This window comes from Streptomyces sp. H27-C3 (assembly GCF_030063415.1).
Lineage (GTDB): Bacteria > Actinomycetota > Actinomycetes > Streptomycetales > Streptomycetaceae > Streptomyces.
This window is the reverse complement of the sequence record NZ_JASITA010000015.1, coordinates 16,697-41,281: the sequence shown is the minus strand read 5'-3', so window position 1 is coordinate 41,281 and position 24,585 is coordinate 16,697. Positions and strand designations below refer to the sequence as shown.

Below are 24,585 nucleotides of genomic sequence, written 5' to 3'. Positions count from 1 at the left end.
GGCCGGAATGATTCTGCGAATCTCCCGTATGTGCGGGCGGACCCCGGACGCGCCCCTCACTCATTCGGGTGAGAAGTACGGGCGGTGTCCGCCCGCACATACGGGAGATTCGCAGAATCATTCCGGCCACGGTGCCGCACGTCGTACGGGCGAAGGTCCAGGGGCCGTCGGGATGATCACAGTGAGAGCGGTGAGATCCTGCTGGGACGTGTGCGCGGACCTGCTGTGCGCACGGCGCGTCCTTCACTTCGGCCTCCCCGCCGTCTGGCTCGCCGCCGCGGTCGCCTGGGAGCTGGCCTGCCCACTGGCGCTGCGGGAGGGGCTCGGCCCCCGCCTCGTCACCTGCGGGGCTTTCCTCTCCCTGGTCGCGTATCTGCTCACGGTCGTGGCACTTGGCCCGGTGCGAGAGCTGCGCCGGGCCCGCGAAGTGGCCCACGCGGCCCAGCAGGTGCTTCTGAGACCGCTGCCACCGCGGCTCGACGGCCTCGCGCTCACCGCCTGGCAGCTCTCCGCGAGCCGCGGCGCGACGGTCGGCGGTGATCTGTACGAGGCGGTGGCCACCCTGCACGGGGTGCGGGTGGTCATCGGCGATGCGAGAGGCCACGGCCTGCCCGCCATCGGGGTGGTGGCCGCGCTGCTCGGCAGCTTCCGGGAGACGGCGCACGACGAGGCCGAACTCGCGGGCGTGCTGCGCAGGTTGGAGCGGTCCCTGCTCCGGCATCTGCGAGAGAGAGCGATGGCCGAGCACCCGGCGGCGGGCGGCAGCGGTCCGAACAGCCCGACGGCCGAGGAGTTCGTCACCGTACTGCTGCTCGAAATCCACGAGGACGACGAAGTGCTCGCACTGAATTGCGGCCACCCGTGGCCGTACCGGCTGGGCCGGACCGCGGAGCTGATCGCGGGCGGCGACCCGCTGCCGCCGCTCGGCCCGTTCCCGCTGCCCGAGAACCTGTCCGCGCGTCGGTGCACCCGCCTGCCGCGCGGCGAGGCGCTGGTGCTGCACACCGACGGGGCCGAGGACGCCAGGAACCCCGACGGGAGGTTCTTCTGTCTGCAGCAGCCCCTCGCCGAGGCGGCCACTCCCGGCGGGCCGGACTCACCGGCCGTGGTGGTGCAGCGCGTTCGCAAGGCGCTGCTGCGCCACACGCACGGACGGCTCACCGATGACGCGGCTCTGCTCGTGCTGCGCAACGATCGTCGTCGGATCGAAGCGCGGCCCGGTGAGCCCGGCCTGCGCCGGTCCTGCGCCGAACCCTCCCATCGCTGAGTGGTCGCGGACCGGGCTGCCGACCGTCCGTCCGCCCTGCCGTGGAGTGCCGGGCAGACGAGCAGGGCGGACGGTGCGAGAACGGGCCGCCGCACTGTACGAGGGGGGAGCCGGCGGCCCGGCCACCTCTTGGTGAGGCGCTTGCAGTAAAACGCGTGCGGCCTGTGGCGCGGGAGAGTACGCGGGGCAGGAACGTGAGCGTTCCGTTCACACCCCGTGTGAAAGCGGCTCCACTACGCTGAGTTCACCGAGTCACCGGAGAGGCCCATGCAGCCCAATACTCTGCTCGACGCTCTGCTCGACGAGGCGGGCATCTCCAACGCCGGTCTGGCCGCGCACGTCAATCAGGCGGGCAGTGCCAGAGGATTGGCGCTGAGATACGAACACACCGCGGTAGCCCGCTGGTTGAAGGGGCAGCGGCCACGCGGCCAGGTGCCCGACATGATCTGCGACGTGCTCGCGGCCCGGCTGCACCGGCCGATAACTCTGGACGACATCGGCTTCGGCGTGCCGGGCGAGACGGTCATGCCGCACGGCTCCCCGCTGACGGGTTTCGTGGAGCGCGCCACCGCGCTGTGGCGCTCCGACGAGCAGCAACGCCCCCATGTCCTGGTCGCGCCCGCGGTCACCGGCACACCGGCCGTGATGCCCGTCTGGGAGTGGGAGAACCCTCCGGAGGACTCGGACGTCTCCCGCAAGGGCCAGACGCGGGTCAGCGTCGCCGACATCCAGATGCTGCGCGCGGCCAGGGCCCACTACGAGCTGATGTATCGCAAGGCGGGCGGAATCGCGACGCGCTCACGGATCGTGGGCTTCCTCAACGCCGAGACCGCGCCACTGTTGCGCGGCAGTTACTCCAATGCCATGGGGCGTCATCTGCACCGGGCGACGGGCGGGCTGGTCGCGATGGCCGGCATCTGCGCGTACGACTCGGACGCCCAGGGGCTCGCTCAGCGATACTTCCATCAGGCGCTGAGGCTCGCGAAGTCCAGTGGCGACAGGGGACTTGGCGCCTACATCATCGCGCTGCTCGTCAACCAGTCGCTGTTCATGGCCGAATACCGGCAGGCGGTGGCCTTCGCGGAGGCGGCCCTGCGGACGGCGGGCAAGCAGATCACCCCGGCGCTGGCCGCCGATCTGCACGCGATGCAGGCCAAGGCGTACGCCCATCTCGGCGACGGGAAGGGCGCGTTGTCCTGCATCCGGCGTGCGGAGGCTGAGGCGGAGCGCATCAGGCGCGGCCACGAACCGGACGAGACGGGGTACGTCCAGCCGGGTCTGGTCAATGTGCAGGTGGCCGAGGCGCTGCTGAGCCTCGGTGACCTGCCGGCCGCGCGGGAGCACGCCGCCGCGGCGGTGGGCACGCCGGCGCACGACAGGGGGCGCGTACACCGGCTTGCCATGCTCACCCATATCGAACTGCGCCAGGGCAAGGCGGATCGTGCCGTGGAGATTGCCACGGAAATGGCCGAGCGGGCCAGAGGAATGGAGTCCCAGCGGATGCGGGACCGGTTGCGGGCGGTGCGTGAGCATCTGGTGGGGAGTGGCTGCGCCGGCGCCGAGGAGGCGGCCGAACTGATCGACGGGGCACTGCGCGTTCCGCTGTGACCATAGTCCTGCTGCGATGTTGCCACCTACTTGTCGAAAGGTGGCAGAACAGTGCAGTGGACGAATCTAAGCGAACAAACTGTGTACGAAAACCGATGGTTCCGGATCAACCTGGCGGATGTCGAGCTTCCCGACGGACGACACCTGGACCACTTCGTCATACGGCTCCGCGCGGTTGCCGTGGCAACGGCGGTCAACGAGGCGAACGAGGTCCTGCTGCTCTGGCGGCATCGCTTCATCACCGACAGCTGGGGCTGGGAGCTCGCGGCGGGGGTGGTGGAGGACGGCGAGGACATCGCGGAGGCCGCGGCCCGCGAGATGGAGGAGGAGACCGGCTGGCGGCCGGGACCTCTACGCCATCTGCTGACCGTCGAGCCGTCCAACGGCCTCACCGACGCCCGTCACCACCTCTACTGGGCGGACTCCGCGACGTACATCGGCCATCCCGAGGACGACTTCGAGTCCTCGCGGCGCGAATGGGTACCGCTCAAGCTGGTGCCCGACATGGTGGCCCGGGGTGAGGTCCCGGCCGCCAATATGGCGGCCGGGCTGCTGATGCTGCACCATCTGTGCCTCGGCTGACTCCGCGTCCCGACGGCTCTTCACCGGGGACGGCTCCGCTCCCGCGCGGCGTCCACCCCGTGCGTCCTACTAGCGGCCGAGTGCCTGCCAGAGGGTTACACCGAGAGATCCGGCCGCGGCGACCGCGGCCACCGCGGGGATCGGCCATCGGTTGTGTTCAAGGGCCGCGACGCGCGCGGTCAGGCCGCTCACGTCGTTGTCGGCCTGGTCAATACGCTGAGCCAGCAGGGCCAGTCGTCCGTCGATGGTGGCGGCACCGACGTCCAGGCAGCGGCGTAACTCGGCGAATTCTTCTACGACCACGGGCTGGTCGGGGTCGAGGCTCACTGATCTGCTCCTTTTCGGCAAGGCGTCCAACGTCCTTGTCTGGGTGACGCAGAGTCAACTCGCCTTGTGCCCATGGCGGGAGCGTGTGTGCGAGGCATATGCGGGTACGCCTCGCACACTCCGTGCGAATCAGGAGTACGGGTAGAACCCGGAGCTCGTCTTCCGGCCGAGCCTGCCGGCGTCCACCATGCGCTGGAGCAGCGGGGGAGCGGCGTACAGCGGCTCCTTGAACTCGTTGTACATCGAGTCGGCGACCGAGGCGACCGTGTCCAGACCGATGAGGTCCGCGAGCTTGAGCGGACCCATCGGGTGGGCGCAGCCCATCTCCATACCGTTGTCGATGTCCTCACGGCTCGCGATGCCCGACTCGAACATCCGGATCGCCGAGAGCAGATACGGAATCAGCAGCGCGTTGACGACGAAGCCGGACCGGTCCTGGGCGCGGATGGCGTGCTTGCCGAGCATGTCCTGCACGACGGCCTCGGAGCGCTTGATCGTCTCCTCGGACGTGGTCAGCGCCGGGATCAGCTCGACGAGCTTCTGCACCGGGGCCGGGTTGAAGAAATGGATGCCGATGACCTGGTCGGGACGCGAGGTCGCGACGGCCAGCTTCACCAGTGGGATGGAGGAGGTGTTCGATGCGAGGATCGCGTCCGGGCGGGTCACCACCTGGTCGAGGACCTGGAAGATCTCCGTCTTGATCGACTCGTTCTCGACGACGGCCTCGATGACGAGGTCGCGGTCCGCGAACTCCCCGAGGTCGGTCGTGAAGCTGAGGCGGCCGAGTGTCGCGTCGCGCTCCTCCTCGGTGATCTTGCCGCGCTCGGCAGCTTTCGAGAGGGAGTTGTGGAGCCGGGTGCGGCCGATCTCCAGGGCTTCGCCCGAGGTCTCGGCAACCATGACTTCGAGGCCGCTGCGTGCGCACACCTCGGCGATGCCCGCACCCATCTGGCCACAGCCCACTACTCCGACGCGTTCGATGTCGGTCACATCGTGCCTTTCGCTGAACAACAGTGCATGGGGTCCCCCAACCGAAGGCTAGGGGAAAGGTTCACCGGTGATTCCGGCGCCCGTCGGCCCCCGACGTTACTCCGGCCTTATGGGTACACGAGGGGCCGGGGCGGGCATGCTGTGCGGATAAGGCGGGACGAACTCACCGAACCAGGGGCAATAAATAGTGCAAATCGGGCGTAGGGGATTCTTGTTGGGAGCGGTCGGGGCGCTGTCCGCGCTGTCCGTCGCCGGAGACGCCGCGGCGGTGGGCCGCCGGGCACCGAAGAACGAGCTGCGGGGGATGTGGCTGGCCACCGTGGCCAACCGGGACTGGCCGTCGGCGCCGGGCCTCACCGCCGCCGAGCAGAAGGCCGAGCTGCTGGCCCACCTGGACACGGCGGTGCGCCGCAGGCTGAACGCCGTGGTCCTCCAGGTGCGGCCGACCGCCGACGCCCTGTGGCCGTCGCCGTACGAGCCGTGGTCCGCGTGTCTCACCGGCGTCCAGGGCAAGGACCCCGGCTGGGACCCGCTGGGTACCGCGGTACGCGAGGCGCACGAGCGCGGACTTGAACTGCACGCCTGGTTCAACCCGTACCGAGTGGCCAATCACACGGACCCGTCCCGGCTGGTGGCGAGCCATCCCGCGCGGGTGCACCCGGACTGGGTCCTGCCGTACGGCGGGAAGCTCTACTACAACCCGGGGCTGCCTGAGGTCAGGAAGTTCGTCCAGGACGCGATGCTCGACGCGGTGCGGCGCTACGACATCGACGCCGTGCACTGGGACGACTACTTCTACCCGTACCCGGTGGCGGGCCAGACGTTCGCGGACGGCGACGCGTACGCGCGCCACGGCGGCGCCTTCCCCGACCGGGCCGCCTGGCGGCGCGACAACACCGACCGGCTGGTCAGCGAGACGGCCGCCCGCATCAAGGAGATCAAGCCGAAGGTGCGCTTCGGGATCAGCCCCTTCGGGGTGTGGCGCAATGCCACGACCGACCCGCTGGGCTCGCCGACCCGGGCCGGTGTGCAGACGTACGACGATCTGCACGCCGACACCAGGAAGTGGGTGAAGGAGGGCTGGATCGACTACATCGCGCCCCAGCTGTACTGGAACATCGGCTTCACGGCGGCGGACTACGCGAAGCTGCTGCCCTGGTGGGCCGACGTCGTACGCGGCACGGGCGTCGAGCTGTACGCCGGTGAGGCCCTCTACAAGGCGGGCGATCCGGCCCAGGGCGCGCCCTGGCAGGACCCTGCCGAGCTCTCCCGCCATCTCACCCTCGCCAAGAAGTCCCCCGAAGTGCGCGGCCATATCTTCTTCTCGGCGAAAGAGGTCGCCGCGGACCGGATCGGGGCCATGGCGAAGGTGGTCACCGACCACTATCCGACCCCGGTCCGGCCACGCGGCTGACCCCTTCGCGCGGACGACTGGACGGCTAAGGGGCGTCCGGCGGGTTCACATGCCGTACGACGGAGTCCGGACCCGGCGACACCAGGGCCTCGTGCCCGTCCGGGAAACGGACCCGGTAGGGCGGTGTGCCGTCGGCCCCCAGCACCTCGACGATCTCCGCGACCCGGTCCTGCTGACCGACGATCCTGCCGTGCAACAGAAGCTGGTCGCCCATACTCGCTCGCATCGGGGTTGACCTCCTTGAGGCTGGCGGTAGGTGACTGCCAGTCTACGACCGGGGGCGGGGGTTGCGCCCGTACGTGAACCCCGTGACAACCCCCTGAATGCCTCCTCAGGTCCGCGCGCGCTGGGTGACCGCGATCGACAGGAGTACACCGACGGCGGCCAGTGGGACCGGGGGGTAGAGGTGCTCGCCGAGCAGCAGGACCGACCAGAGCAGGGTCAGCAGCGGCTGGGCCAACTGGAGCTGGCTGGCCTTGGCCACTCCGATCCGGGCCATCCCCCGGTACCAGACGACCAGCCCAAGGAACTGCGAGCCGACCGCGACCCAGATCAGCCCCGCGACGCTGTGCGCCGTCAGGTGCACCGGCTCCACGGCGAGGGAGACGGCCGCCGCCGGGAGGGTCAGCGGCAGGCACAGCACCAGCGCCCAGCCGATGACGTGCCAGCCAGGCATCTCGCGCGCCAGCCTGCCCCCTTCGGTGTAGCCCGCGGCGCACACGAGCAGGGCGCCGAAGAGATACAGGTCGGCCTTGGACAGTGCGCCGCCGCTCTGCTGGAGGGTGAAGGCGATCACGATGCCGGCGCCGCCGAGCGCGGCCAGCCAGAAGGTGCGGGACGGCCGGGAGCCGGTGCGCAGTGCCGAGAAGGCGGCGGTGGTCAGGGGCAGCAGGCCGACCACCACGGCGGCGTGCGAGGTGCTCGACGTCTGGAGGGCGAGCGTGGTCAGCATCGGGAAACCGAGCACCACACCGGCGGCGACCACCGCGAGCCCCACCCGGTGCCGGCGGGCGGGCAGCGGCACGCGCAGGGCGAACAGGGCCGTCCCGGCTACGAGGGCGGCCAGCGCGCTGCGTACGGACACCAGCGACCAGGGGCCGAACCCTTCGAGGCCCCAGGCGGTCGCGGGGAAGGTGAGCGAGAAGGCGGTGACTCCCAGGGCGGCGAGCACGGTGCCGTTGCCGATTCCCCGGCCTGTGCCGGGGGCGTCCCCGGCGTCGCTGTCACTGCTCACCGCTACTGCGGTGCCGGGAGTAGCGCTATTCTGTGCTGTCATGCAAGAGCGTAGCAGCGTCAGTGAACTGGCCAACTCCCTCCGGCGGGATCTCGACCGCTACTCGCCAGGTGGAAAGCTGCCGTCCAGTCGGGTCCTGGTCGAGCGCCATCGGGTGAGCCCGGTGACCGTCTCGCGGGCACTTGCCCAGCTTGCCGCAGAGGGCCTGGTCGTCACCCGGCCGGGCGCGGGCGCCTTCCGGGCCCAGCCCCGTGCGGCGGCAGCCGCGCCCGGTGACACGTCCTGGCAGCAGGTGTCGCTCAGCGCCGACGGGGCCACCGAGTCCGTGCCGCGCTCCGTCGACGCGTCGGGGGTCCTGGCCACCCTTGCCGCCCCGCCACCGGGCGTCATCGAGTTCAACAGCGGCTATCTGCACGCCTCGCTGCAACCCGAGCGGGCCATGGCCGCCGCCCTGGCCAGGGCGGGCCGCCGCCCCGGCGCCTGGGGCAGACCGCCCGTCGAAGGCGTCGCCGAGCTGCGCGAGTGGTTCGCCCGCGGTATCGGCGGCGCGATCACCGCCGCCGAGGTGCTGATCGCGGCGGGCGGCCAGAGCGCGCTGACCACAGCGCTGCGCGCGCTCGCCCCGCCCGGCGCCCCGGTCCTGGTCGAATCACCCACGTACCCGGGAATGCTCGCCATCGCCCGCGCGGCGGGGCTGCGCCCGGTTCCCGTACCGGTGGACGCCGACGGAGTGCGTACCGACCTCCTCGCCGCGGCCTTCAGGGCCACCGGCGCCCGCGTCTTCGTCTGCCAGCCGCTCTTCCAGAACCCGACCGGCGCCGTGCTCTCGGCCGAGCGCCGCCCCGAGGTGCTGCGCGTCGCCCGCGAGGCCGGGGCCTTCGTCGTCGAGGACGACTTCGTTCGGCGCCTCGTCCACGAGGACGCCGGGCCGCTGCCCCGGCCGCTGGCCACCGACGACCACGACGGCGTGGTCGTCCATGTCTGTTCGCTGACCAAGGCCACCTCGCCCAGCTTCCGGGTGAGCGCGCTGGCCGCGCGCGGGCCCGTGCTCGACCGGCTGCGCGCCATCCAGGTCGTCGAGAGCTTCTTCGTGCCGCGCCCCCTCCAGGAGGCCGCCGTCGAGCTGGTCGGGTCCCCGGCCTGGCCCCGCCATCTGGGCGCGGTGTCCAGGGAGTTGAGGGTGCGTCGCGACACGCTGGCCGCGGCCCTGCGGCTGCGGCTGCCCGAGCTGGCCCTGCCGCACATCCCGGCGGGCGGCTACCACCTGTGGCTGCGGCTGCCCGACGGCGCCGACGAGAGCGCGATGGTCTCGGCGGCGCTGCGGGCGGGGGTGGCCATCGCCCCCGGCCGCCCGTACTTCAGCGCCGAACCGCCCGCCGGGCACATCAGGCTTAGCTTCGCGGGCGTGGCGGGAGCGGCCGAGATCACGGAGGGGGTGCGGAGGCTGCGTACCGCCTGCGACGAACTGTTCGGGTGACCCGGATCGGAAATCGGCTCGACAGGCAGGCACTCGGCCTGCGAGTTTCCTGCCATGAACGAGATGCCCGAGACGACTCCGCTGCTCCCCGCCGGATACGAGATCTCCACCGACCCCGGGCGCCTGGACCGCGCCCGCGTCCACCACTGGCTGTCCACCGACGCGTACTGGGCCATCGGCCGCAGCCGTGAGAAGCAGGACCTGGCCATCGCCGGATCGCTCAACTTCGGTGTGTACGAACAGGCTTCGGGCGCCCAGCGCGCCTACGCCCGGGTCATCACCGACCGCGCCACCTTCGCCTGGCTCTGCGACGTCTACGTGGACCGGCCCGCGCGCGGCAAGACCCTCGGCACCGCGCTCGTCGCCGCGATCCGCGACGAGCTCGCCCCGTGCGGGCTGCGCCGCGTCCTGCTCGCCACCGCGGACGCGCACGGCGTCTACGAGAAGATCGGCTTCAGGCCCCTGGACGTCCCGGAGCACTGGATGGCCCTCACTGCCCAGTGAGAGCAGGCGCGGGGCGTCAGCGCTTGACGGCGCGCAGGACGACGAACTTCGGGTCGCTCGCCATGACCTCGCTGTTGCCGAAGATCCGGCGCAGCGCCACGTGGTAGCGCAGGTGCCGGTTGCCGACGACCCACAGCTCACCGCCGGAGCGCAGCGCGTCGCGCGACTCGGTGAACATCCGCCGGGCCGTGGCGTCGGTCGTCGCCTGGTGGCTGTGGAACGGCGGATTGTTCAGTACGAGATCCACCGTCCCCTCAGCTACGCCCGTCAGGCCGTCGCCCACCAGGAACTCGGCCTTGGCGTCGGGCCCGGCGTTCGCCCGGAAGGTGGCCTCGGCCGACGCCACCGCCTGGAACGACTCGTCGGCGAACAGGATCTGGGCCTCGGGGTTGATCACCGCGGCTGCCGTGCCGACCACTCCGTTGCCGCAGCCCAGATCCACCACGCGCTCGGGGCCGTGGCGCCGCGGAAGCTGCTGGAGGAAGAACCGGGTGCCGATGTCGAGGCGGTCGGCGCAGAAGATCCCGGCGTGATTGGTGACGGTCAGCCCGGAGGCGGCGCCGGTGCCGGCGGGCAGCGTGTAGGAGCGCGGCCAGGGGAGGGGGCCGCGGGCGAGCGCGGGTTCCGGCGTGCAGAAGATGAGCCGGGCCTTTTTGGCCGCCAGCGAGGTCCGCGTCGTACCGAGGATCCGTTCGAACAGCCTCAGCGTCGAGGTGTGGATCTCCTTGACCATGCCGGTGCCGATGACGACGGTGCCCGCGTGGACCTGGGGCGCGAGCCGGTGCAGCTGGTCCTCCAGGAGCGCGAGGCTCTTGGGCACGCGGATCAGCAGGACGTCGATCCGGTCCGTCGGGGCGTCCCTGGTCGACAGGAGCCGCACGGCGGCGGTGGCGATGCCGTTGCGCTCCAGGTTGGCCAGGGTCGCCTGCTGGGTGAGGAACGAGTCGCTGATCTGCGTGGGCCGGGAACCGGCCAGCGCGGTGGCCAGTGTCCCCCATCTGTCGCCGACCACGACGACGTTGCCCGACAGGTCCGTCGGCCCGTCGTCGTCGATCCCCTCCAAGTGCCGTAGTAGGTACTCGTCGGCAGCGTCCCAGGCACGGAGCCTGTCGCGGGGGTCTTCGGGGAAGCGGGCCAGATCGAGCTCGCCCCACGTCGTCACATCGTTCATCGTGCACCAGGCTAACCGAGCCTTCGCCCAGCTCACCGCATGATCATGCCAGGATCGTGCCGGCCGGCCTGGCGATGAGGTCGAAGACATTGCCGAGAGGGTCGGTGATCTCTGCCATCCGGCCGTACGGGGTGTCCGATACGGGGCCGGCCGAGCCGCCCGCGGCGAGGGCGCTCGCCACCGTGGCGTCGGTGTCCGCGACCTCGAACGTGGTCTGCCAGCGGGTGGATGTGGCGGTCGGGTCGCCGAAGACTCCGCCGATCTCATGGCCGTCCGGCCGGCGGAGGAAGGTGAAGTCGGACTCGGGCAGATCCTGGTTGCCGTCCAGGGTGAAGTCGAAGACATCGGCGTAGAAGAGCCGGGCCGGTTCGGGGTTCGCGGTGATCAGGTCGTTGCGGACCAGGGTGCCGGGCTCGTTCACCAGCCGGCAGCCGGGGTGCGTGCCGCCCTGCCAGAGCCCGAAATGGGCGCCGACGGGGTCCTCGGCGAGGGCCCTGCGGCCCAGACCGGGCACGTCGAGCGGGCTGAGCCGCACTGTGCCGCCCGCGTCGGCGACGCGCTTGGCGGTGCTGTCGCAGTCCTCCGTGGCGAAGTACACGCACCACAGGCCCGGGGCCGCGGGCGTGGCCGCCTGCCTGAGCCCCGCGACCGGCAGGTCCCGCAGCAGACAGGTCGTGTAGAACCCGTTCGCCGCGTCCGCCGTGGTGAAGTCCCAGCCGAAGAGTGCGCCGTAGAACTCCCTCGCGCGGTCGAGGCCGGTTGCGGGGACGTCGAGTTCGATCCAGGTCGGGGTGCCGTACGGCTGGTTGCTGCTGACAAGGCTCATGGGGTCCTCCAACGATCCGGGGCTGTTCGTTCGAAGTTAGAACCCATGTAGGTCGGATGGTGTCCGCGACGGTCGGTGGGACATGGCCGGTGGAGCCCGGGCGGGGAATCTGCCGGAGTGGCGATGATTTTCCGCTCCTGCGACGGTCGATACACGTACAGGTACCGGACGAGCGGCCGAGGAGGCTGTCATGCCCAGGATCACGCCCAACCTCTGGTTCGACACCGAGAGCAGGGAGGCCGCCGAGTTCTATGTCTCGGTCTTCCCGAACTCGGAGATCAAGAACATCTCGTACTACGGCGAGGCCGGCCCGCGGCCGGCCGGCACGGTCCTGACCGTCGACTTCGTGCTCGACGGCCAGGAGTACACGGCGATCGACGGAGGTCCCGAATTCACCTTCGACGAGTCGATCTCCCTCCTGATCAACTGCGCCGACCTAGTACTACAGGGATAGATCTTGATCGATGCGTGCGGCATGATGGTCTGCCGTGAGCATGCGACTCCATGACACAGATCTAGCCCTGTAGTACTAGGGTTCCCTTGGTTCAAGGCCAGGCGATGTCGCTCCAGATCTCGACGCGCATGTTCTTCATCTCTCCAGGGGTCGTACGGCGCAGGAGGCCCCCTGCGCACCTGGTCAACATGCGCGCGGACCGGGCCATTCCCGGCGGCGCAACGGCTGTCCGGCGCACCGCAGACGGCCCAGAGCGCTCCGCTTTCGGGCGACGCCGCAGCCCGGCGTCCACCTTGCGCCGTCCGTATGCCCCACGATCACAGGCGGCTGGCCCCACCCCGGCCGTGGACCGCCTGACCACTGGGAGACCGCCGTGCACATCCTGCTCGTCGCGAGTGCCTTCAACAGCCTGACGCAGCGTGTGCACGCGGAGCTGAGAGATCACGGTCACACGGTGGCCGTCGCACTCGCGCTGCCCGACCCCGCCCTGCACGACGCGGCTCTCCGGGAGGCCGTCCGCCGCCACGAGCCCGAGCTGATCGTGGCCCCTCTGCTGAAGACCGCCGTCCCCCAGGACATCTGGACGGCACACACCTGCCTCATCGTGCATCCGGGACCCGTCGGCGACCGGGGCCCTTCCTCGCTGGACTGGGCGATCCACGAGGGTGTGTCGTCTTGGGGAGTCACCGTCCTGCAGGCCGACGCGGTCATGGACGCCGGCGCTGTCTGGGCCACCGCCGACTGCCCGGTACCTCCGGTCGGCAAGAGCGACCTGTACCGCAACGAGATCTCCGACGCCGCGCTGCGGGCGGTGCTGCTGGCCGTCGAGCGCTTCGCGTCAGGAACGTACTCCCCCGAACCACAGCAACCACAGCAACCACAGGCTCAGCAACCACAGCAGGGGCGCTTCCGCACCCGGCCGTATCTCCGACAGGAGCAGCGGCGCATCGACTGGCGGGCGGACTCCACCGGGACAGTGGTCCGTAAGCTCCGCGCCGCCGATTCGAACCCCGGGGTGCTGGACGAACTGCTCGGCGGCGAGTGGTTCCTGCACGGCGGCCATCCGGAGGACGAGCTGCGCGGCTGGCCGGGAGAGCTGCTGGCCACCCGGGCCGGCGCCGTCTGCCGGGCGACGGCCGACGGGGCCGTGTGGATCCCGGAGCTGCGGCCCCGGCGCAGACCCGGGGAGCCGCCCACGTACAAACTGCCCGCGGTCAGCGCACTCGGCGTCCGGCTCCCGGAACTGCCCGAGCTGTACGCGCCCCTGGAGCCGGACGGGGAACGCCGTACCTGGACCGACATCCGCTACCGGGAGGTGGGGCAGGCGGGGTTCCTGACGTTCTCCTTCCCGGGCGGCGCGATGAGCACAGCCCAGTGCGGGCGGCTGCTGGCCGCGTACCGGAAGGCCCTCGCCCGGCCCACCTCGGTCCTGGTGCTGGGCGGCGGCCGGGACTTCTTCAGCAATGGCATCCATCTCCATGTGATCGAGGCGGCCGCGGATCCGGCGGCGGAGTCCTGGGCCAATATCAGCGCCATGGACGACCTGGTGGAGGCGGTGCTGACGACTGCCGACCGGCTGGTGGTCTCCGCCGTGGGCGGCAACGCCGCCGCGGGAGGAGCGATGCTGGCGCTGGCCGCCGACGAGGTCTGGTGCAGGGCGGGCTCGGTGCTGAATCCGCACTACCGGCTGATGGGGCTGTACGGATCCGAGTACTGGACCCGCACGCTGCCGCGCCGAGCAGGTGCGGATGCCGCCGGGGAGCTGATGCGGCGGGCCCTGCCGGTCAGCGCGGCTGCCGGGCAGCGCATCGGTCTGGTGGACCGGATCGTCGAGTGCGGGCCGCAGGACTTCCCGGCCGCGGTCGCCCGGCTGGCGACGCTCCTCGCGTCGTCCTCCGGTGCGCAGTCGCGGGCCGCGGCCAAGAAGGCGGAACTGGACCGCGAGGAGGCGGTCAGGCCGCTGGCCGCGTACCGGGAGGACGAGCTGGCGCGGATGGCCCGCACTTTCAACGATCCGGACGCGCCGTACCACGCACTGCGCCGCGCGTTCGTGCACAAACTGCCGCTGACCGGCACCCCGTCCCACCTCTAGCTAGCCGTCGCGGGTGCGGCGGAAGAAGCTCGCGGGCGCCAGCTAGTCTGAGATAGGACTAGTCCTACCCGTGACTAGATGGCAATCGCCACTACTACGGCGCCCGCCCTGGTGGCGCACCGAGGCGGCGGAGATCCTCGTCGTGGCGATCGGCGCCGTACTCGGCGCAGCGGCGTTCTGGTACTGGCTGCACGACGGTCATGTGTGGGCCGCCCACCTGCTGGCTCTCCCCTTTGCTCTGGTCCGGATCTGTCGCGTTGCGCTGAGGGTCCGCCGTCTGATCCGCTGAGGGGCGACTTCTCGATCCCGGCCGCTGTCGGGGGTGCAGGGCGATCGGAAATTCGTTGCATAAAAGTGCGGCACTGCGTATAGTCATGCCATCGACGAGGAGGGCTCGATGGCCGTACGTGCAGCAGTGGCAGGGGCAAGTGGATACGCGGGCGGAGAGCTGCTCCGCCTGCTCGTCGCCCACCCAGGGGTCGAGATCGGGGCCCTGACCGGCCACTCCAACGCCGGACAGCGCCTGGGCGTGCTGCAGCCGCATCTGGTGCCGCTCGCCGGCCGGGTGCTCGAGCCCACCACCGCCGAGGTGCTCGCAGGCCACGACGTCGTATTTCTGGCGCTCCCGCACGGGCAGTCCGCCGCCGTCGCCGAGCAGCTCGGCGACGAGGTGCTCGTGGTCGACATGGGCGCCGACTTCCGGCTCGCGGACACCGCCGACTGGGAGAAGTTCTACGGCGCGCCGCACGCAGGCACCTGGCCCTACGGCCTCCCCGAGCTGCCCGGCGCCCGCGCCGCGCTCGCCGGCTCCAAGCGCATCGCGGTGCCCGGCTGCTACCCGACCGCCGTGTCGCTCGCCCTTTTCCCCGCCTACGTCGCGAAGCTCGCCGAGCCCGAGGCCGTGATCGTGGCCGCGACCGGCACCTCGGGCGCGGGCAAGGCGCTCAAGCCGCACCTGCTCGGCAGCGAGGTGATGGGCTCGATGTCGCCGTACGGCGTCGGGGGCGGTCACCGGCACACCCCCGAGATGATCCAGAACCTCAGCGCGGCCGCGGGGGAGCGGGTGACGGTCTCGTTCACACCGACGCTGGCTCCCATGCCCCGCGGCATCCTCGCCACCTGCAGTGTCAGGGCGAAGCCGGGAGTGAGCGCCGAGGGCGTGCGCGCCGCGTACGAGAAGGCCTACGCCGACGAGCCGTTCGTGCACCTCCTCCCCGAGGGGCAGTGGCCCGCCACCGCCTCCGTGTACGGCTCCAACGCCGTCCAGATCCAGGTCGCGTACGACGGGGCCGTCGGCAGGATCATCGCGATCAGCGCCATCGACAACCTCACCAAGGGCACCGCCGGCGGCGCCGTCCAGAGCATGAACATCGCCCTCGGAATCCCCGAGGACACAGGGCTTTCCACGATCGGAGTAGCACCGTGAGCGTCACGGCAGCACAGGGATTCACGGCGGCGGGCATCGCGGCCGGAATCAAGGACAGTGGCGGACCCGACCTGGCCCTCGTGGTCAACAACGGGCCCCGCCTGGCCGCCGCGGGCGTCTTCACCTCCAACCGTGTGAAGGCCGCGCCGGTCCTCTGGTCCGAGCAGGTACTCAAGGGCGGTCGGGTCTCCGCCGTCGTCCTCAACTCCGGTGGCGCCAACGCCTGTACGGGACCCCAGGGCTTCCAGGACACGCACGCGACGGCGGAGAAGGCCGCCGAGGTCCTCGCGGAGCACGGCGCCGGTGAGATCGCCGTCGCCTCCACCGGGCTCATCGGCATCAACCTGCCGATGGACAAGCTCCTGGCGGGCATCGAGCGGGCCGCCACCGAACTCTCCGCGCACGGCGGCGAGAAGGCCGCCATCGCCATCAAGACCACCGACACCGTCCACAAGACGGCCGTCGCGGGCGGCGAGTGCTGGACCGTCGGCGGCATGGCCAAGGGCGCGGGCATGCTCGCCCCCGGCCTCGCCACCATGCTCGTCGTGCTGACCACCGACGCCGATCTGCCCGCCGACGCCCTCGACAGGGCGCTGCGCGACGCCACCCGCACGACCTTCGACCGCATCGACTCCGACGGCTGCATGTCGACCAACGACACCGTGCTGCTGCTTGCCTCCGGCGCGTCCGAAGTGGCGCCCGGATACGACGAGTTCGCCGAGGCCGTACGCACGGTCTGCGGCGACCTCGCCCGGCAGCTCATCGGCGACGCCGAGGGCTCCAGCAAGGACATCCGCATCGAGGTCATCAACGCGCTGACCGAGGACGACGCCGTGGAGGTGGGCCGCTCCATCGCCCGTAACAACCTCCTCAAGTGCGCCATCCACGGCGAGGACCCCAACTGGGGCCGGGTGCTCTCCGCGATCGGGACCACGCGGGCCGCCTTCGACCCCGACCAGCTCAACGTCGCCATCAACGACATCTGGGTCTGCAAGCGCGGCTCGGTCGGCGAGGACCGCGACCTCGTCGACATGCGCTACCGCGAGGTGAAGATCACCGCGGACCTCGCCGCGGGCTCCGAGACGGCCGTCATCTGGGCCAACGACCTCACCGCCGACTACGTCCACGAGAACAGCGCGTACAGCTCATGAGCGCACGCAAGCACACCGCGTTGCCCAAGGCGCAGATCCTCGTCGAGGCGCTGCCGTGGCTGACCCGTCACCACGGCCGCACCGTCGTCATCAAGTTCGGCGGCAACGCCATGATCGACGAGGAACTCAAGGCAGCCTTCGCCCAGGACGTGGTCTTCCTGCGCCACGCCGGGCTCAAGCCCGTCGTCGTGCACGGCGGCGGCCCGCAGATCAGCGCCCAGCTGGACCGGCACGGCCTGGTCAGCGAGTTCAAGGCGGGCCTGCGGGTCACCACGCCCGAGGCCATGGATGTCGTACGCATGGTCCTGGCGGGCCAGGTGCAGCGTGAACTGGTCGGGCTGCTCAACCAGCACGGGCCGCTCGCCGTCGGCATGACGGGTGAGGACGCGCACACCATCACCGCCACCCAGCACTACCCGCTGATCGACGGCGAGTCCGTCGACATCGGGCGGGTCGGCGAGATCGTCGAGGTCAACACCGGCGCCATCCAGGCACTGCTCGACGACGGCCGAATCCCGGTCGTCTCGTCCATCGCCCGCAGCGCCGACGACCACCATGTGTTCAACGTCAACGCCGACACCGCGGCGGCCGCGCTCGCCGCCGCCCTGGGCGCCGAGACCCTGATGGTCCTCACCGACGTAGAGGGTCTCTACGAGGACTGGCCGAACAGCGACGAAGTGATCAGCAGGCTGACGGCGAAGGAGCTGGAGACGCTGCTGCCCGAGCTCTCCAGCGGCATGGTCCCCAAGATGGAGGGCTGCCTGCACGCCGTACGCAATGGGGTCAACACCGCCCGCGTGATCGACGGCCGGGTGCAGCACTCGATCCTGCTGGAAATCTTCACCGACGAAGGCATCGGCACGATGGTCGTGCCCGACGAGTACGAAGGGGAAACGAAGTGACCGCGAACGAGGAGCTGATCGGGCGCTGGCAGGGCGTCATGGCGGACAACTACGGCACCCCGAGGCTGTCGCTCGTCCGCGGCGAGGGCGCCAAGGTCTGGGACGCCGACGGCAACGAATACGCCGACTTCGTCGGAGGCATCGCCGTGAACGCTCTCGGCCACGCCCACCCCGCCGTCGTCGAAGCGGTGTCCCGGCAGATCGCGTCCCTCGGCCATGTCTCGAACCTTTTCCTCGCGGAGCCGCCCGTCGCGCTCGCCGAGCGGCTGATCCAGCTCTTCGGCCGCCCCGGCCGCGTGTACTTCTGCAACTCCGGCGCGGAGGCCGCCGAGGCGGCCTTCAAGATCGGGCGACTGACCGGCCGTACGCACATGGTCGCCACCGAAGGCGGCTTCCACGGGCGGACCATGGGGGCCCTCGCGCTCACCGGCCAGCCCAAGAAGCGCGAGCCCTTCCTGCCGCTGCCCGGCGACGTCACGCACGTCCCGTACGGCGACGTCGAAGCGCTGCGCGCCGCCGTCACCACCGACACCGCGCTGCTGGTCATCGAGCCGATCCAGGGCGAGAACGGTGTAGTCGTACCGCCCAAGGGCTACCTCGCGGCGGCCCGTGAGATCACCCGGGCCACCGGCACCCTGCTCGTCCTCGACGAGGTCCAGACGGGCATCGGCCGCACCGGCCACTGGTTCGAGTACCAGGCACACGAAGGCGTCGAGCCCGACCTGGTCACGCTCGCCAAGGGCCTCGGCGGCGGACTGCCCATCGGCGCGACCATCGCCTTCGGCCCCGCAGCCGACCTCCTGGAGCCCGGCCAGCACGGCACGACCTTCGGCGGAAACCCCGTCGCATGTGCGGCCGGACTCGCCGTACTCGACACCATCGCGGCCGACGGTCTCCTCGACCGGGTCAAGCGGATCGGGGAAAAGCTCCGCGATGGAATCGAGTCACTGGGACACCCTCTGGTCTCCCACGTCCGTGGCGCGGGACTACTCCTGGGTATCGTGCTCACCGAGCCACTCGCCGCCCAGGCGCAGCAGGCGGCTCAGGACGCCGGTCTCCTGGTGAACGCGCCCGCCCCCGATGTCGTACGGCTCATGCCGGCGCTCGTCATCGACGACGACGAGGTGGAAGCGTTCCTCCGGGTCCTGCCCGGGGTTCTCGACACCGCACACGGGGACCGATGATCCGGAGACTGACGACGATGACCGAGGCGCAGGCGAAGGACAACGAGCACAGCGGCCCTGCCGTACCGCAGACCCGTACGGCCAGGCACCGCCGGATCGTGGACATCCTGAACCGGGTGCCGGTGCGTTCGCAGAGCCAGCTCGCCAAGCTCCTCGCCGACGACGGGCTGCACGTCACCCAGGCGACGCTCTCCCGCGACCTCGACGAGCTGGGCGCGGTGAAGATCCGCAACACCGGCGGCGAGCTGATCTACGCGGTACCGAGCGAGGGCGGCTTCCGCACCCCGCAGGCACCGCTGGGCGAGTCCGCGAAGGAGGAGCGCATGCGGCGCCTCTCCAGCGAACTGCTGATCTCGGCGGAGGCCTCGGCCAACCTCGTGGTCCTGCGTACGCCCCCGGGCGCCGCCCAGTTCCTCGCCTCGGCCATCGACCAGGCCGAACTGCACGTCATCCTCGGCACCATCGCGGGCGACGACACGCTGCTCCTGATCAGCAGGGACCCGGCGGGCGGCCAGGCGCTCGCGGACCATCTGCTGCGGCTGGCCCAGAACGACCGCTAGCGCGCGCGTCTTTCAGGAGGCGGCCGGATCGCACCTCGGTCCCGGCCGGCGCCGCCGCGATGCCGAAGGCGTACGGCAGGTCGTACAGGCCGGTGGGCGTGGTGTTCGTGCCCTGGGCCCGCCGCCCGTCGTCCACCAGCCCGTTCGCCCCGAACCTGGCCTCGGCCGAACCGGTCGGCGACCAACGCCCGCCGCGCCGGTCCCACCAGGTCAGCCGACCCGTGGTGGAACCGGTGTGCGGAGCCTCGGCGGTGATCAGCTGGGTGCCGCCGCCGGTGTCCGCCATCCGCTCGGGGAGCGGCGCCGGGGGCTCGGGCGCGGCGCCGAGGGAGGCGAGGGACAGGAGCGCGGCGCCGACGACGAGAGCTGTACGCATGTTCGGGACCGTACGCCGAACCGGTACTGACGGCCTCTCAGGGAGGGCCCCACTGCCCCGTACGCGCATTCCTCCGGCACGGGGGCGGGATCAATCGGCACGAAGGGGGAGAGGCAGCGGCAGCGCCGGCAGCCCGTCCAGGCTGACCCCGATGTAGTCTTTCTTGTCGCAGTACGCGGCGAACTCCTCGTCCGTCTTGCGGCCGAAGTACTCGGCGTGCTGCGTCCGTTCCTCCTGGTACTCCATGAAGGGAACGGCGAAACCGCAGCTGTCGCTGATCCGCCGGGCGTGGACGACCACGATGGCGCGGGCGCTCGGTCCGTCGACGTCCTTGAACCGGGTGATGAGGTCGGCCCACCGGGGGTCGTCCCGGAACAGGGCCTCGCCCTGTCCGTGCACCCGCAGCACCTTGGGCGGTCCGGTGAAGGCGCACCACATCAGCGTGATGCGCCCGTTCTCCCGCACATGCGCGACAGTCTCGGCGCCGCTCCCGCCGAAGTCCAGGTAGGCGAGGGTCATTTCGTCCAGGACGACGAGGGTCCCGGCCCGGCCCTTGGGCGAGATGTTGATGTGTCCGTCGTCGGCCAGTGGCGCGGTGGCCGTGAAGAAGAGGGGCTGGTCCTCGATGAAGTCGCGGATCCTGCCGTCTATCCGTTTGAAGAGCTTTCCCATGGCACAGATTATGCGCGACGGGGTCCCGGCGGCGCCCTACGCTTTGGAGATCAGCGCCTTGCTGTGCTCGCGCACCTGGTCCGGTGTGAGATACGCGGCGGCGCTCTCGAAGTCGTACAGAGTGCCCTCCCGCCGGGCCTGGAAGTCCGTACGGACGAAGTCGTCGCCCGCCACCGCGTTCAGCGCCCAGTTGGTCACCACCCGGGTCCTGGCGGTGAACGTGGGCAGCGCCATGAGGTGGTAGCCGCGGGCCACGGCCTGGGCCGGCAGGCCGTGCAGTTCGATGCCGAGGGGTTTGGACACGGCGTCCTTGCCGCCCAGGTCCACCACCAGGCCCAGGTCCTTGTGGAGGTACGGCCTGAGCGGGGTGCCCCGCAGTCGCGCCACGATGTTGTCGGCCATCGCCCTGCCCTGGCGCTGCGAGTGCTGCGCGGTCGGCGGGCAGATGGCGTCGCCGCCTTTGGCGAGGTCGGGGACGGCCGCGGCGTCGCCCGCCGCGAACAGCCCGTCACAGCCCGGCACGGTCAGTTGGGCCGTCGCGGCGAGTCGGCCGCGCACGGTCTTCGCCCCCAGCGTCGCCACCAGGGGGCTCGCCGCGACGCCCGCCGTCCAGATCAGGGTGTGCGACGGCAGCATACGGCCGTCGGTGAGCTTGACCGAGGTCGCGTCGACCGAGGCGACCGAGGTGCCCAGCGAGAACTCGACGCCCCGCTGGCGCAGCATGGCCATGGCCTTCTCGCCGAGCTTCTCGCCCAGCTCGGGCAGCAGCCGTGGCGCGACGTCCACCAGGTGCCACTTGATCAGGGCGTGGTCGAGCCGGGGATAGCGCTTGGCGGCGGCCGAGGTGAGGCGCTGCAGACAGGCGGCGGTCTCGGTGCCGGCGTACCCGCCGCCGACCACGACGAATTGCAGCCGCGCGGCGCGCTCCGCGTCATCGGTGGTGGCCGCCGCGATGTCGAGCTGGGCGATGACGTGGTCGCGCAGATACGCTGCCTCGGCCAGCGACTTCATGCCGCGCGCATGGGTGGTCAGACCAGGGATGTCGAAGGTGCGGGTGGTGGAGCCGGCCGAGAGGACCAGCTGGTCGTACGGCTCCGCGACCACCTCACCGGTGACCTTGCGGATGACACAGACCTTGGCCTTGGCGTCGATGCCGATGGCGCCGCCCGGGATGATGCGGGTGTGGCGCAGCCGGCGGCGCAGTGACACCGCGACGGACTGCGGTGTGAGAACCCCCGCCGCGACGTGCGGCAGCAGCGGCAGATAGAGCTGGTAGTCGGACGGCGAGACCAGCACCAGTTCCGCTTCGCCGGGAGACAGCTTCCGCTCCAGCCGGTTCAGGCACTCCACTCCGGCGAAACCCGCGCCGACCACGAGGATTCTCGGTCGCGTCATCGTCTCCACTGCTCCTCACGGGTACCGGTGGCTGTTCCGCTTCTCACCATCGGCGTTCGAACGGGTGCCCGCCTGTCGGCGGGGTGCATTCGGGGGCATCGCGAAGATCCGGCCGGCCGGTGCGAACCGGCATCCCCGCAGGGCGGCCCGGCCCGGCCGGTCACGGGGGCGGCAGGGCCCGGCACAGTGCCTCCACCGCCGCCCGGTACGCGTGGTCGGGTGCGGTGGCGTAACCGACGACCAGCCCGTCCTCGGTGGGCATGGTGGCGGCCGGGTGGCGGAATTCGGCCAGGCCGTCGAGCGCGAGCCCCTGCTTTGCGGCGGCCATCGTGGTGGAGCGCTCGGTGCCGGGCGGCAGCCGCAGCACCGCGTGCAGGCCCGCGGCGATGCCGGTCGCGGTGATGTGCGGGGCGTGTTCCGCGAGGGCGGCGACCAACTGGTCGCGGCGCGACCGGTAGCGCTGGCGCATGCGCCGGATGTGCCGGTCGTAGTGGCCCCCGTCGATGAAATCGGTGAGCGTGAGCTGGTCGAGAACGCTCGTCCAGGCCTCACGCTCGCCCTTGGCGGCCAGGACGGGACCGACGAGGTGCTCGGGCAGGACCAGCCAGCCCAGCCGGAGCGCGGGGGACAGGCTCTTGCTGACGGAGCCCAGGTGGACGACGCGGTCGGGGTCCAGCCCCTGCAGGGCGCCGACCGGTTCGCGGTCGTAGCGGAATTCGCCGTCGTAGTCGTCCTCCAGGATCACGCCGCCACGGCTACGGGCCCAGTCGACGGCGGCGGCGCGCCGCTCGGGATGCAGGGGGCCGCCGGTGGGGAACTGGTGGGCAGGGGTGAGCAGCACCCCCCGGATGCCCGACAGGTCCGCCAACTCGCCAGTGCGGGCGCCGTGTTCGTCGAGCGTGAGCGGGACCGTACGGACCGAAGCGGCGTCCAGGACGGAGCGGTGGAAGCCGAGACCGTACGACTCGACGGCCAACGGGCCGCGCAGCACCCCGCCGTCGAACAGCAGGCGCAGGGCGTGCCCGACACCGGCGCAGATCACGATCCGCCCGGGGTCGGTGCGTACCCCGCGGGCCCGCGTCAGATATTCGGCCAGGGCGCGGCGCAGCTCGACGCGGCCCTGCGGATCGCCGGGGCCGAAGGCGTCGGTGGGGGCGGCGTTCAGGGCCCGTCGCGCGGCGGCCAGCCAGGCGGCGCGGGGGAAGGACGCGGCGTCGGGCTGGCCCTGCCGCAGATTGTGCGCGGGAGGGGCGGTGCGGGTCGGCGTCCTCGTCGTGACGCGGGCCGGGCCGACGGGGGTGGCGCGCGCGGCGACGCGGGTGCCCGAGCCCTGCCGGGCGGTCAGCCAGCCCTCGGCGACCAGCTCGGCGTAGGCATCGGCCACGGTGTTTCGGGCCAGACCGAGATCGGCGGCGAGTGACCGGTAGGGCGGCAGCCGGGTGCCCGGGGTCAGCCGGCCGTCCCGTACGGCATCGCGCAGGGCGCGGATGAGGGTGGCGCGGCGGCTGCCGGGGCCCGCGAGTTCCAGATGCAGATCGCTGCCGACCCGCATCGCCGCCTCGGCCCACGAGCGCGCCGAATCCGCTCCCGTCGCCGGCCCTTCGGGGCCCTCTGAGCGCGGTGAATCCGCTGACTTCGCCATGGAGGAAGACCCTATCGAGGAGCGCGTTGACGAAACATACGGTGGAGTGCATACTTATGCCCATCACCACATGCATCGTAAGGAGAAGACAGTGACCGAGCGCGTCGTACTCGCCTACTCGGGCGGCCTGGACACCTCAGTCGCCATCGGCTGGATCGCCGAGGAGACGGGCGCCGAGGTCATCGCCGTTGCCGTGGACGTCGGCCAGGGGGGCGAGGACCTGGACGTCATCCGCAAGCGCGCCCTTGCCTGCGGTGCGGTGGAGGCGGAAGTCGCCGACGCCAAGGACGAGTTCGCCAACGAGTACTGCCTCCCGGCGATCAAGGCCAACGCCATGTACATGGACCGGTACCCGCTGGTCTCCGCGCTGTCCCGGCCGACGATCGTCAAGCACCTCGTCGCCGCCGCGAAGAAGCACAACGCGGGCATCGTCGCCCACGGCTGCACCGGCAAGGGCAACGACCAGGTCCGGTTCGAGGCCGGCATCTCCGCACTGGGCCCCGACCTGAAGTGCATCGCCCCGGTCCGCGACTACGCGATGACCCGGGACAAGGCGATCGCCTTCTGCGAGGACAAGAACCTCCCGATCGCGACCACCAAGAAGTCCCCGTACTCCATCGACCAGAACGTCTTCGGGCGGGCCGTCGAGACGGGCTTCCTGGAGGACATCTGGAACGGTCCGATCGAGGACATCTACGAGTACACGTCGAACCCGGCGACGCAGCGCGAGGCCGACGAGGTCGTCATCTCCTTCAAGGAGGGCGCCCCGGTCGCCATCGATGGCAAGCCCGTCACTGTCCTGCAAGCGATCCAGCAGCTCAACGAGCGGGCCGGCGCGCAGGGTGTCGGCCGGATCGACATGGTCGAGGACCGGCTCGTGGGCATCAAGTCCCGTGAGGTGTACGAGGCGCCGGGCGCGATCGCGCTGATCACCGCCCACCAGGAGCTGGAGAACGTCACCGTCGAGCGTGAGCTGGCCCGCTACAAGAAGCAGGTCGAGCAGCGCTGGGGCGAGCTGGTCTACGACGGCCTGTGGTTCTCGCCGCTCAAGCGGGCCCTGGACGGCTTCATCAACGAGGCCAACCAGCACGTCACCGGCGACGTCCGGATGACCCTGCAGGGCGGCCGTGCCGTGGTCACGGGCCGGCGCTCCGACGAGTCGCTGTACGACTTCAACCTGGCGACGTACGACTCGGGCGACACCTTCGACCAGTCCAAGGCGCAGGGCTTCATCGAGCTCTTCGGCCTGTCGTCGAAGATCGCCGCCAAGCGTGACCTCCAGGCGTAGCCTGACGCCGACTTGCCCGACCAGCAGGCTGTACCGCCTCCCC

The 24,585-nt window shown here is 70.9% G+C and carries 23 protein-coding genes and 2 pseudogenes; 15 read left to right on the top strand and 10 right to left on the bottom strand.

Annotated features, from left to right (window positions below; translation table 11 throughout):
- Positions 1 to 190 precede the first annotated feature (190 nt).
- The 3 genes from QMK30_RS17010 (at position 191) to QMK30_RS17000 (ending at position 3,457) form a co-directional block, all read left to right on the top strand.
- Complete coding sequence (locus QMK30_RS17010) at positions 191 to 1,267, top strand: PP2C family protein-serine/threonine phosphatase (protein ID WP_502963151.1); 1,077 nt, start codon at positions 191 to 193, stop codon at positions 1,265 to 1,267.
- Between the two features lie 267 nt (positions 1,268 to 1,534).
- Complete coding sequence (locus tag QMK30_RS17005) at positions 1,535 to 2,875, top strand: NsdA family TPR-like regulatory protein (RefSeq protein ID WP_283518954.1); 1,341 nt, start codon at positions 1,535 to 1,537, stop codon at positions 2,873 to 2,875.
- Between the two features lie 51 nt (positions 2,876 to 2,926).
- Entirely contained in the window at positions 2,927 to 3,457 is a 531-nt protein-coding gene (locus QMK30_RS17000; protein ID WP_283518953.1) for an NUDIX hydrolase, read from the top strand.
- A 69-nt stretch (positions 3,458 to 3,526) separates the two neighbouring features.
- On the opposite strand, the gene QMK30_RS16995 is transcribed toward QMK30_RS17000, so the two are convergent.
- Both QMK30_RS16995 and QMK30_RS16990 read right to left on the bottom strand, forming a co-directional pair.
- Positions 3,527 to 3,784, bottom strand: coding sequence for a hypothetical protein (locus QMK30_RS16995; protein ID WP_283518951.1), 258 nt, complete (start codon positions 3,782 to 3,784; stop codon positions 3,527 to 3,529).
- 129 nt (positions 3,785 to 3,913) lie between these two features.
- Positions 3,914 to 4,774 (bottom strand): 3-hydroxybutyryl-CoA dehydrogenase, encoded by an 861-nt coding sequence (locus QMK30_RS16990; protein ID WP_283519128.1) that lies wholly within the window; start codon positions 4,772 to 4,774, stop codon positions 3,914 to 3,916.
- 184 nt (positions 4,775 to 4,958) lie between these two features.
- Here QMK30_RS16990 and QMK30_RS16985 point away from each other — a divergent pair, with 184 nt between their 5' ends.
- Entirely contained in the window at positions 4,959 to 6,188 is a 1,230-nt protein-coding gene (locus QMK30_RS16985) for a glycoside hydrolase family 10-like protein (RefSeq protein ID WP_283519127.1), read from the top strand.
- 25 nt (positions 6,189 to 6,213) lie between these two features.
- Here the strand turns inward: QMK30_RS16985 and QMK30_RS16980 are convergent, their stop codons facing one another.
- Together QMK30_RS16980 and QMK30_RS16975 are read right to left on the bottom strand one after the other, a co-directional pair.
- Complete coding sequence (locus tag QMK30_RS16980; RefSeq protein WP_283518949.1) at positions 6,214 to 6,414, bottom strand: DUF1918 domain-containing protein; 201 nt, start codon at positions 6,412 to 6,414, stop codon at positions 6,214 to 6,216.
- Positions 6,415 to 6,519: 105 nt separating this feature from the next.
- A complete protein-coding gene (locus QMK30_RS16975) occupies positions 6,520 to 7,464 on the bottom strand; it encodes a DMT family transporter (protein WP_283518948.1) in 945 nt (314 codons plus the stop codon).
- On the opposite strand from QMK30_RS16975, the gene QMK30_RS16970 reads away from it, so the two are divergent.
- Together QMK30_RS16970 and QMK30_RS16965 are read left to right on the top strand one after the other, a co-directional pair.
- Positions 7,463 to 8,899 carry an aminotransferase-like domain-containing protein gene (locus QMK30_RS16970; RefSeq protein ID WP_283518947.1) on the top strand — a complete coding sequence of 479 codons (1,437 nt, stop codon included), beginning with the start codon at positions 7,463 to 7,465 and terminating at the stop codon, positions 8,897 to 8,899. The two genes, QMK30_RS16975 and QMK30_RS16970, sit on opposite strands and share 2 nt — an antisense overlap.
- 63 nt (positions 8,900 to 8,962) lie before the next feature.
- Entirely contained in the window at positions 8,963 to 9,403 is a 441-nt protein-coding gene (locus tag QMK30_RS16965) for a GNAT family N-acetyltransferase (protein WP_283519126.1), read from the top strand.
- A gap of 16 nt (positions 9,404 to 9,419) precedes the next feature.
- On the opposite strand, the gene QMK30_RS16960 is transcribed toward QMK30_RS16965, so the two are convergent.
- Positions 9,420 to 10,574, bottom strand: a complete 1,155-nt coding sequence (locus tag QMK30_RS16960) for a methyltransferase (protein ID WP_283518945.1) — start codon at positions 10,572 to 10,574, stop codon at positions 9,420 to 9,422.
- A 43-nt stretch (positions 10,575 to 10,617) separates the two neighbouring features.
- On the bottom strand, positions 10,618 to 11,400 hold the full coding sequence (locus QMK30_RS16955) for a VOC family protein (protein ID WP_283518943.1): 783 nt from the start codon (positions 11,398 to 11,400) through the stop codon (positions 10,618 to 10,620).
- Positions 11,401 to 11,590: 190 nt separating this feature from the next.
- Between QMK30_RS16955 and QMK30_RS16950 the strand changes: the two are divergent.
- The 8 genes and pseudogenes from QMK30_RS16950 to QMK30_RS16915 form a co-directional block, all read left to right on the top strand.
- Positions 11,591 to 11,836: pseudogene (locus tag QMK30_RS16950) on the top strand (VOC family protein); the annotation flags it as partial.
- A gap of 391 nt (positions 11,837 to 12,227) precedes the next feature.
- Positions 12,228 to 13,946, top strand: coding sequence for an enoyl-CoA hydratase-related protein (locus QMK30_RS16945; protein ID WP_283518941.1), 1,719 nt, complete (start codon positions 12,228 to 12,230; stop codon positions 13,944 to 13,946).
- A gap of 70 nt (positions 13,947 to 14,016) precedes the next feature.
- A complete protein-coding gene (locus tag QMK30_RS16940; protein ID WP_283518939.1) occupies positions 14,017 to 14,235 on the top strand; it encodes a hypothetical protein in 219 nt (72 codons plus the stop codon).
- Positions 14,236 to 14,343: 108 nt separating this feature from the next.
- Positions 14,344 to 15,372, top strand: a complete 1,029-nt coding sequence (argC, locus tag QMK30_RS16935) for an N-acetyl-gamma-glutamyl-phosphate reductase (RefSeq protein ID WP_283518937.1) — start codon at positions 14,344 to 14,346, stop codon at positions 15,370 to 15,372.
- Positions 15,369 to 16,523 (top strand): bifunctional glutamate N-acetyltransferase/amino-acid acetyltransferase ArgJ, encoded by a 1,155-nt coding sequence (gene argJ, locus QMK30_RS16930; RefSeq protein ID WP_283518936.1) that lies wholly within the window; start codon positions 15,369 to 15,371, stop codon positions 16,521 to 16,523. Before argC ends, argJ begins: the two co-directional genes overlap by 4 nt.
- The gene (gene argB, locus QMK30_RS16925) at positions 16,520 to 17,425 is read left to right on the top strand and encodes an acetylglutamate kinase (RefSeq protein ID WP_283518934.1); all 906 of its coding nucleotides are present in this window, start codon (positions 16,520 to 16,522) and stop codon (positions 17,423 to 17,425) included. Before argJ ends, argB begins: the two co-directional genes overlap by 4 nt.
- Before the next feature lie 38 nt (positions 17,426 to 17,463).
- Positions 17,464 to 18,609, top strand: coding sequence for an acetylornithine transaminase (locus tag QMK30_RS16920; protein WP_283519125.1), 1,146 nt, complete (start codon positions 17,464 to 17,466; stop codon positions 18,607 to 18,609).
- 17 nt (positions 18,610 to 18,626) lie between these two features.
- Positions 18,627 to 19,169, top strand: a complete 543-nt coding sequence (locus QMK30_RS16915; RefSeq protein ID WP_283518932.1) for an arginine repressor — start codon at positions 18,627 to 18,629, stop codon at positions 19,167 to 19,169.
- Between the two features lie 37 nt (positions 19,170 to 19,206).
- On the opposite strand, the pseudogene QMK30_RS16910 reads toward QMK30_RS16915, so the two are convergent.
- The 4 genes and pseudogenes from QMK30_RS16910 to pdxR form a co-directional block, all read right to left on the bottom strand.
- Positions 19,207 to 19,545, bottom strand: a pseudogene (locus tag QMK30_RS16910) (hypothetical protein); the annotation flags it as partial.
- A 90-nt stretch (positions 19,546 to 19,635) separates the two neighbouring features.
- Positions 19,636 to 20,217 (bottom strand): pyridoxamine 5'-phosphate oxidase family protein, encoded by a 582-nt coding sequence (locus QMK30_RS16905; RefSeq protein ID WP_283518930.1) that lies wholly within the window; start codon positions 20,215 to 20,217, stop codon positions 19,636 to 19,638.
- A 36-nt stretch (positions 20,218 to 20,253) separates the two neighbouring features.
- Entirely contained in the window at positions 20,254 to 21,612 is a 1,359-nt protein-coding gene (locus QMK30_RS16900) for an NAD(P)/FAD-dependent oxidoreductase (RefSeq protein WP_283518928.1), read from the bottom strand.
- 160 nt (positions 21,613 to 21,772) lie between these two features.
- Positions 21,773 to 23,164, bottom strand: a complete 1,392-nt coding sequence (pdxR, locus tag QMK30_RS16895; protein WP_283519123.1) for a MocR-like pyridoxine biosynthesis transcription factor PdxR — start codon at positions 23,162 to 23,164, stop codon at positions 21,773 to 21,775.
- Positions 23,165 to 23,345: 181 nt separating this feature from the next.
- Between pdxR and QMK30_RS16890 the strand changes: the two genes are divergently transcribed.
- The gene (locus QMK30_RS16890) at positions 23,346 to 24,542 is read left to right on the top strand and encodes an argininosuccinate synthase (RefSeq protein ID WP_283518927.1); all 1,197 of its coding nucleotides are present in this window, start codon (positions 23,346 to 23,348) and stop codon (positions 24,540 to 24,542) included.
- The last annotated feature ends 43 nt before the right edge of the window (positions 24,543 to 24,585 follow it).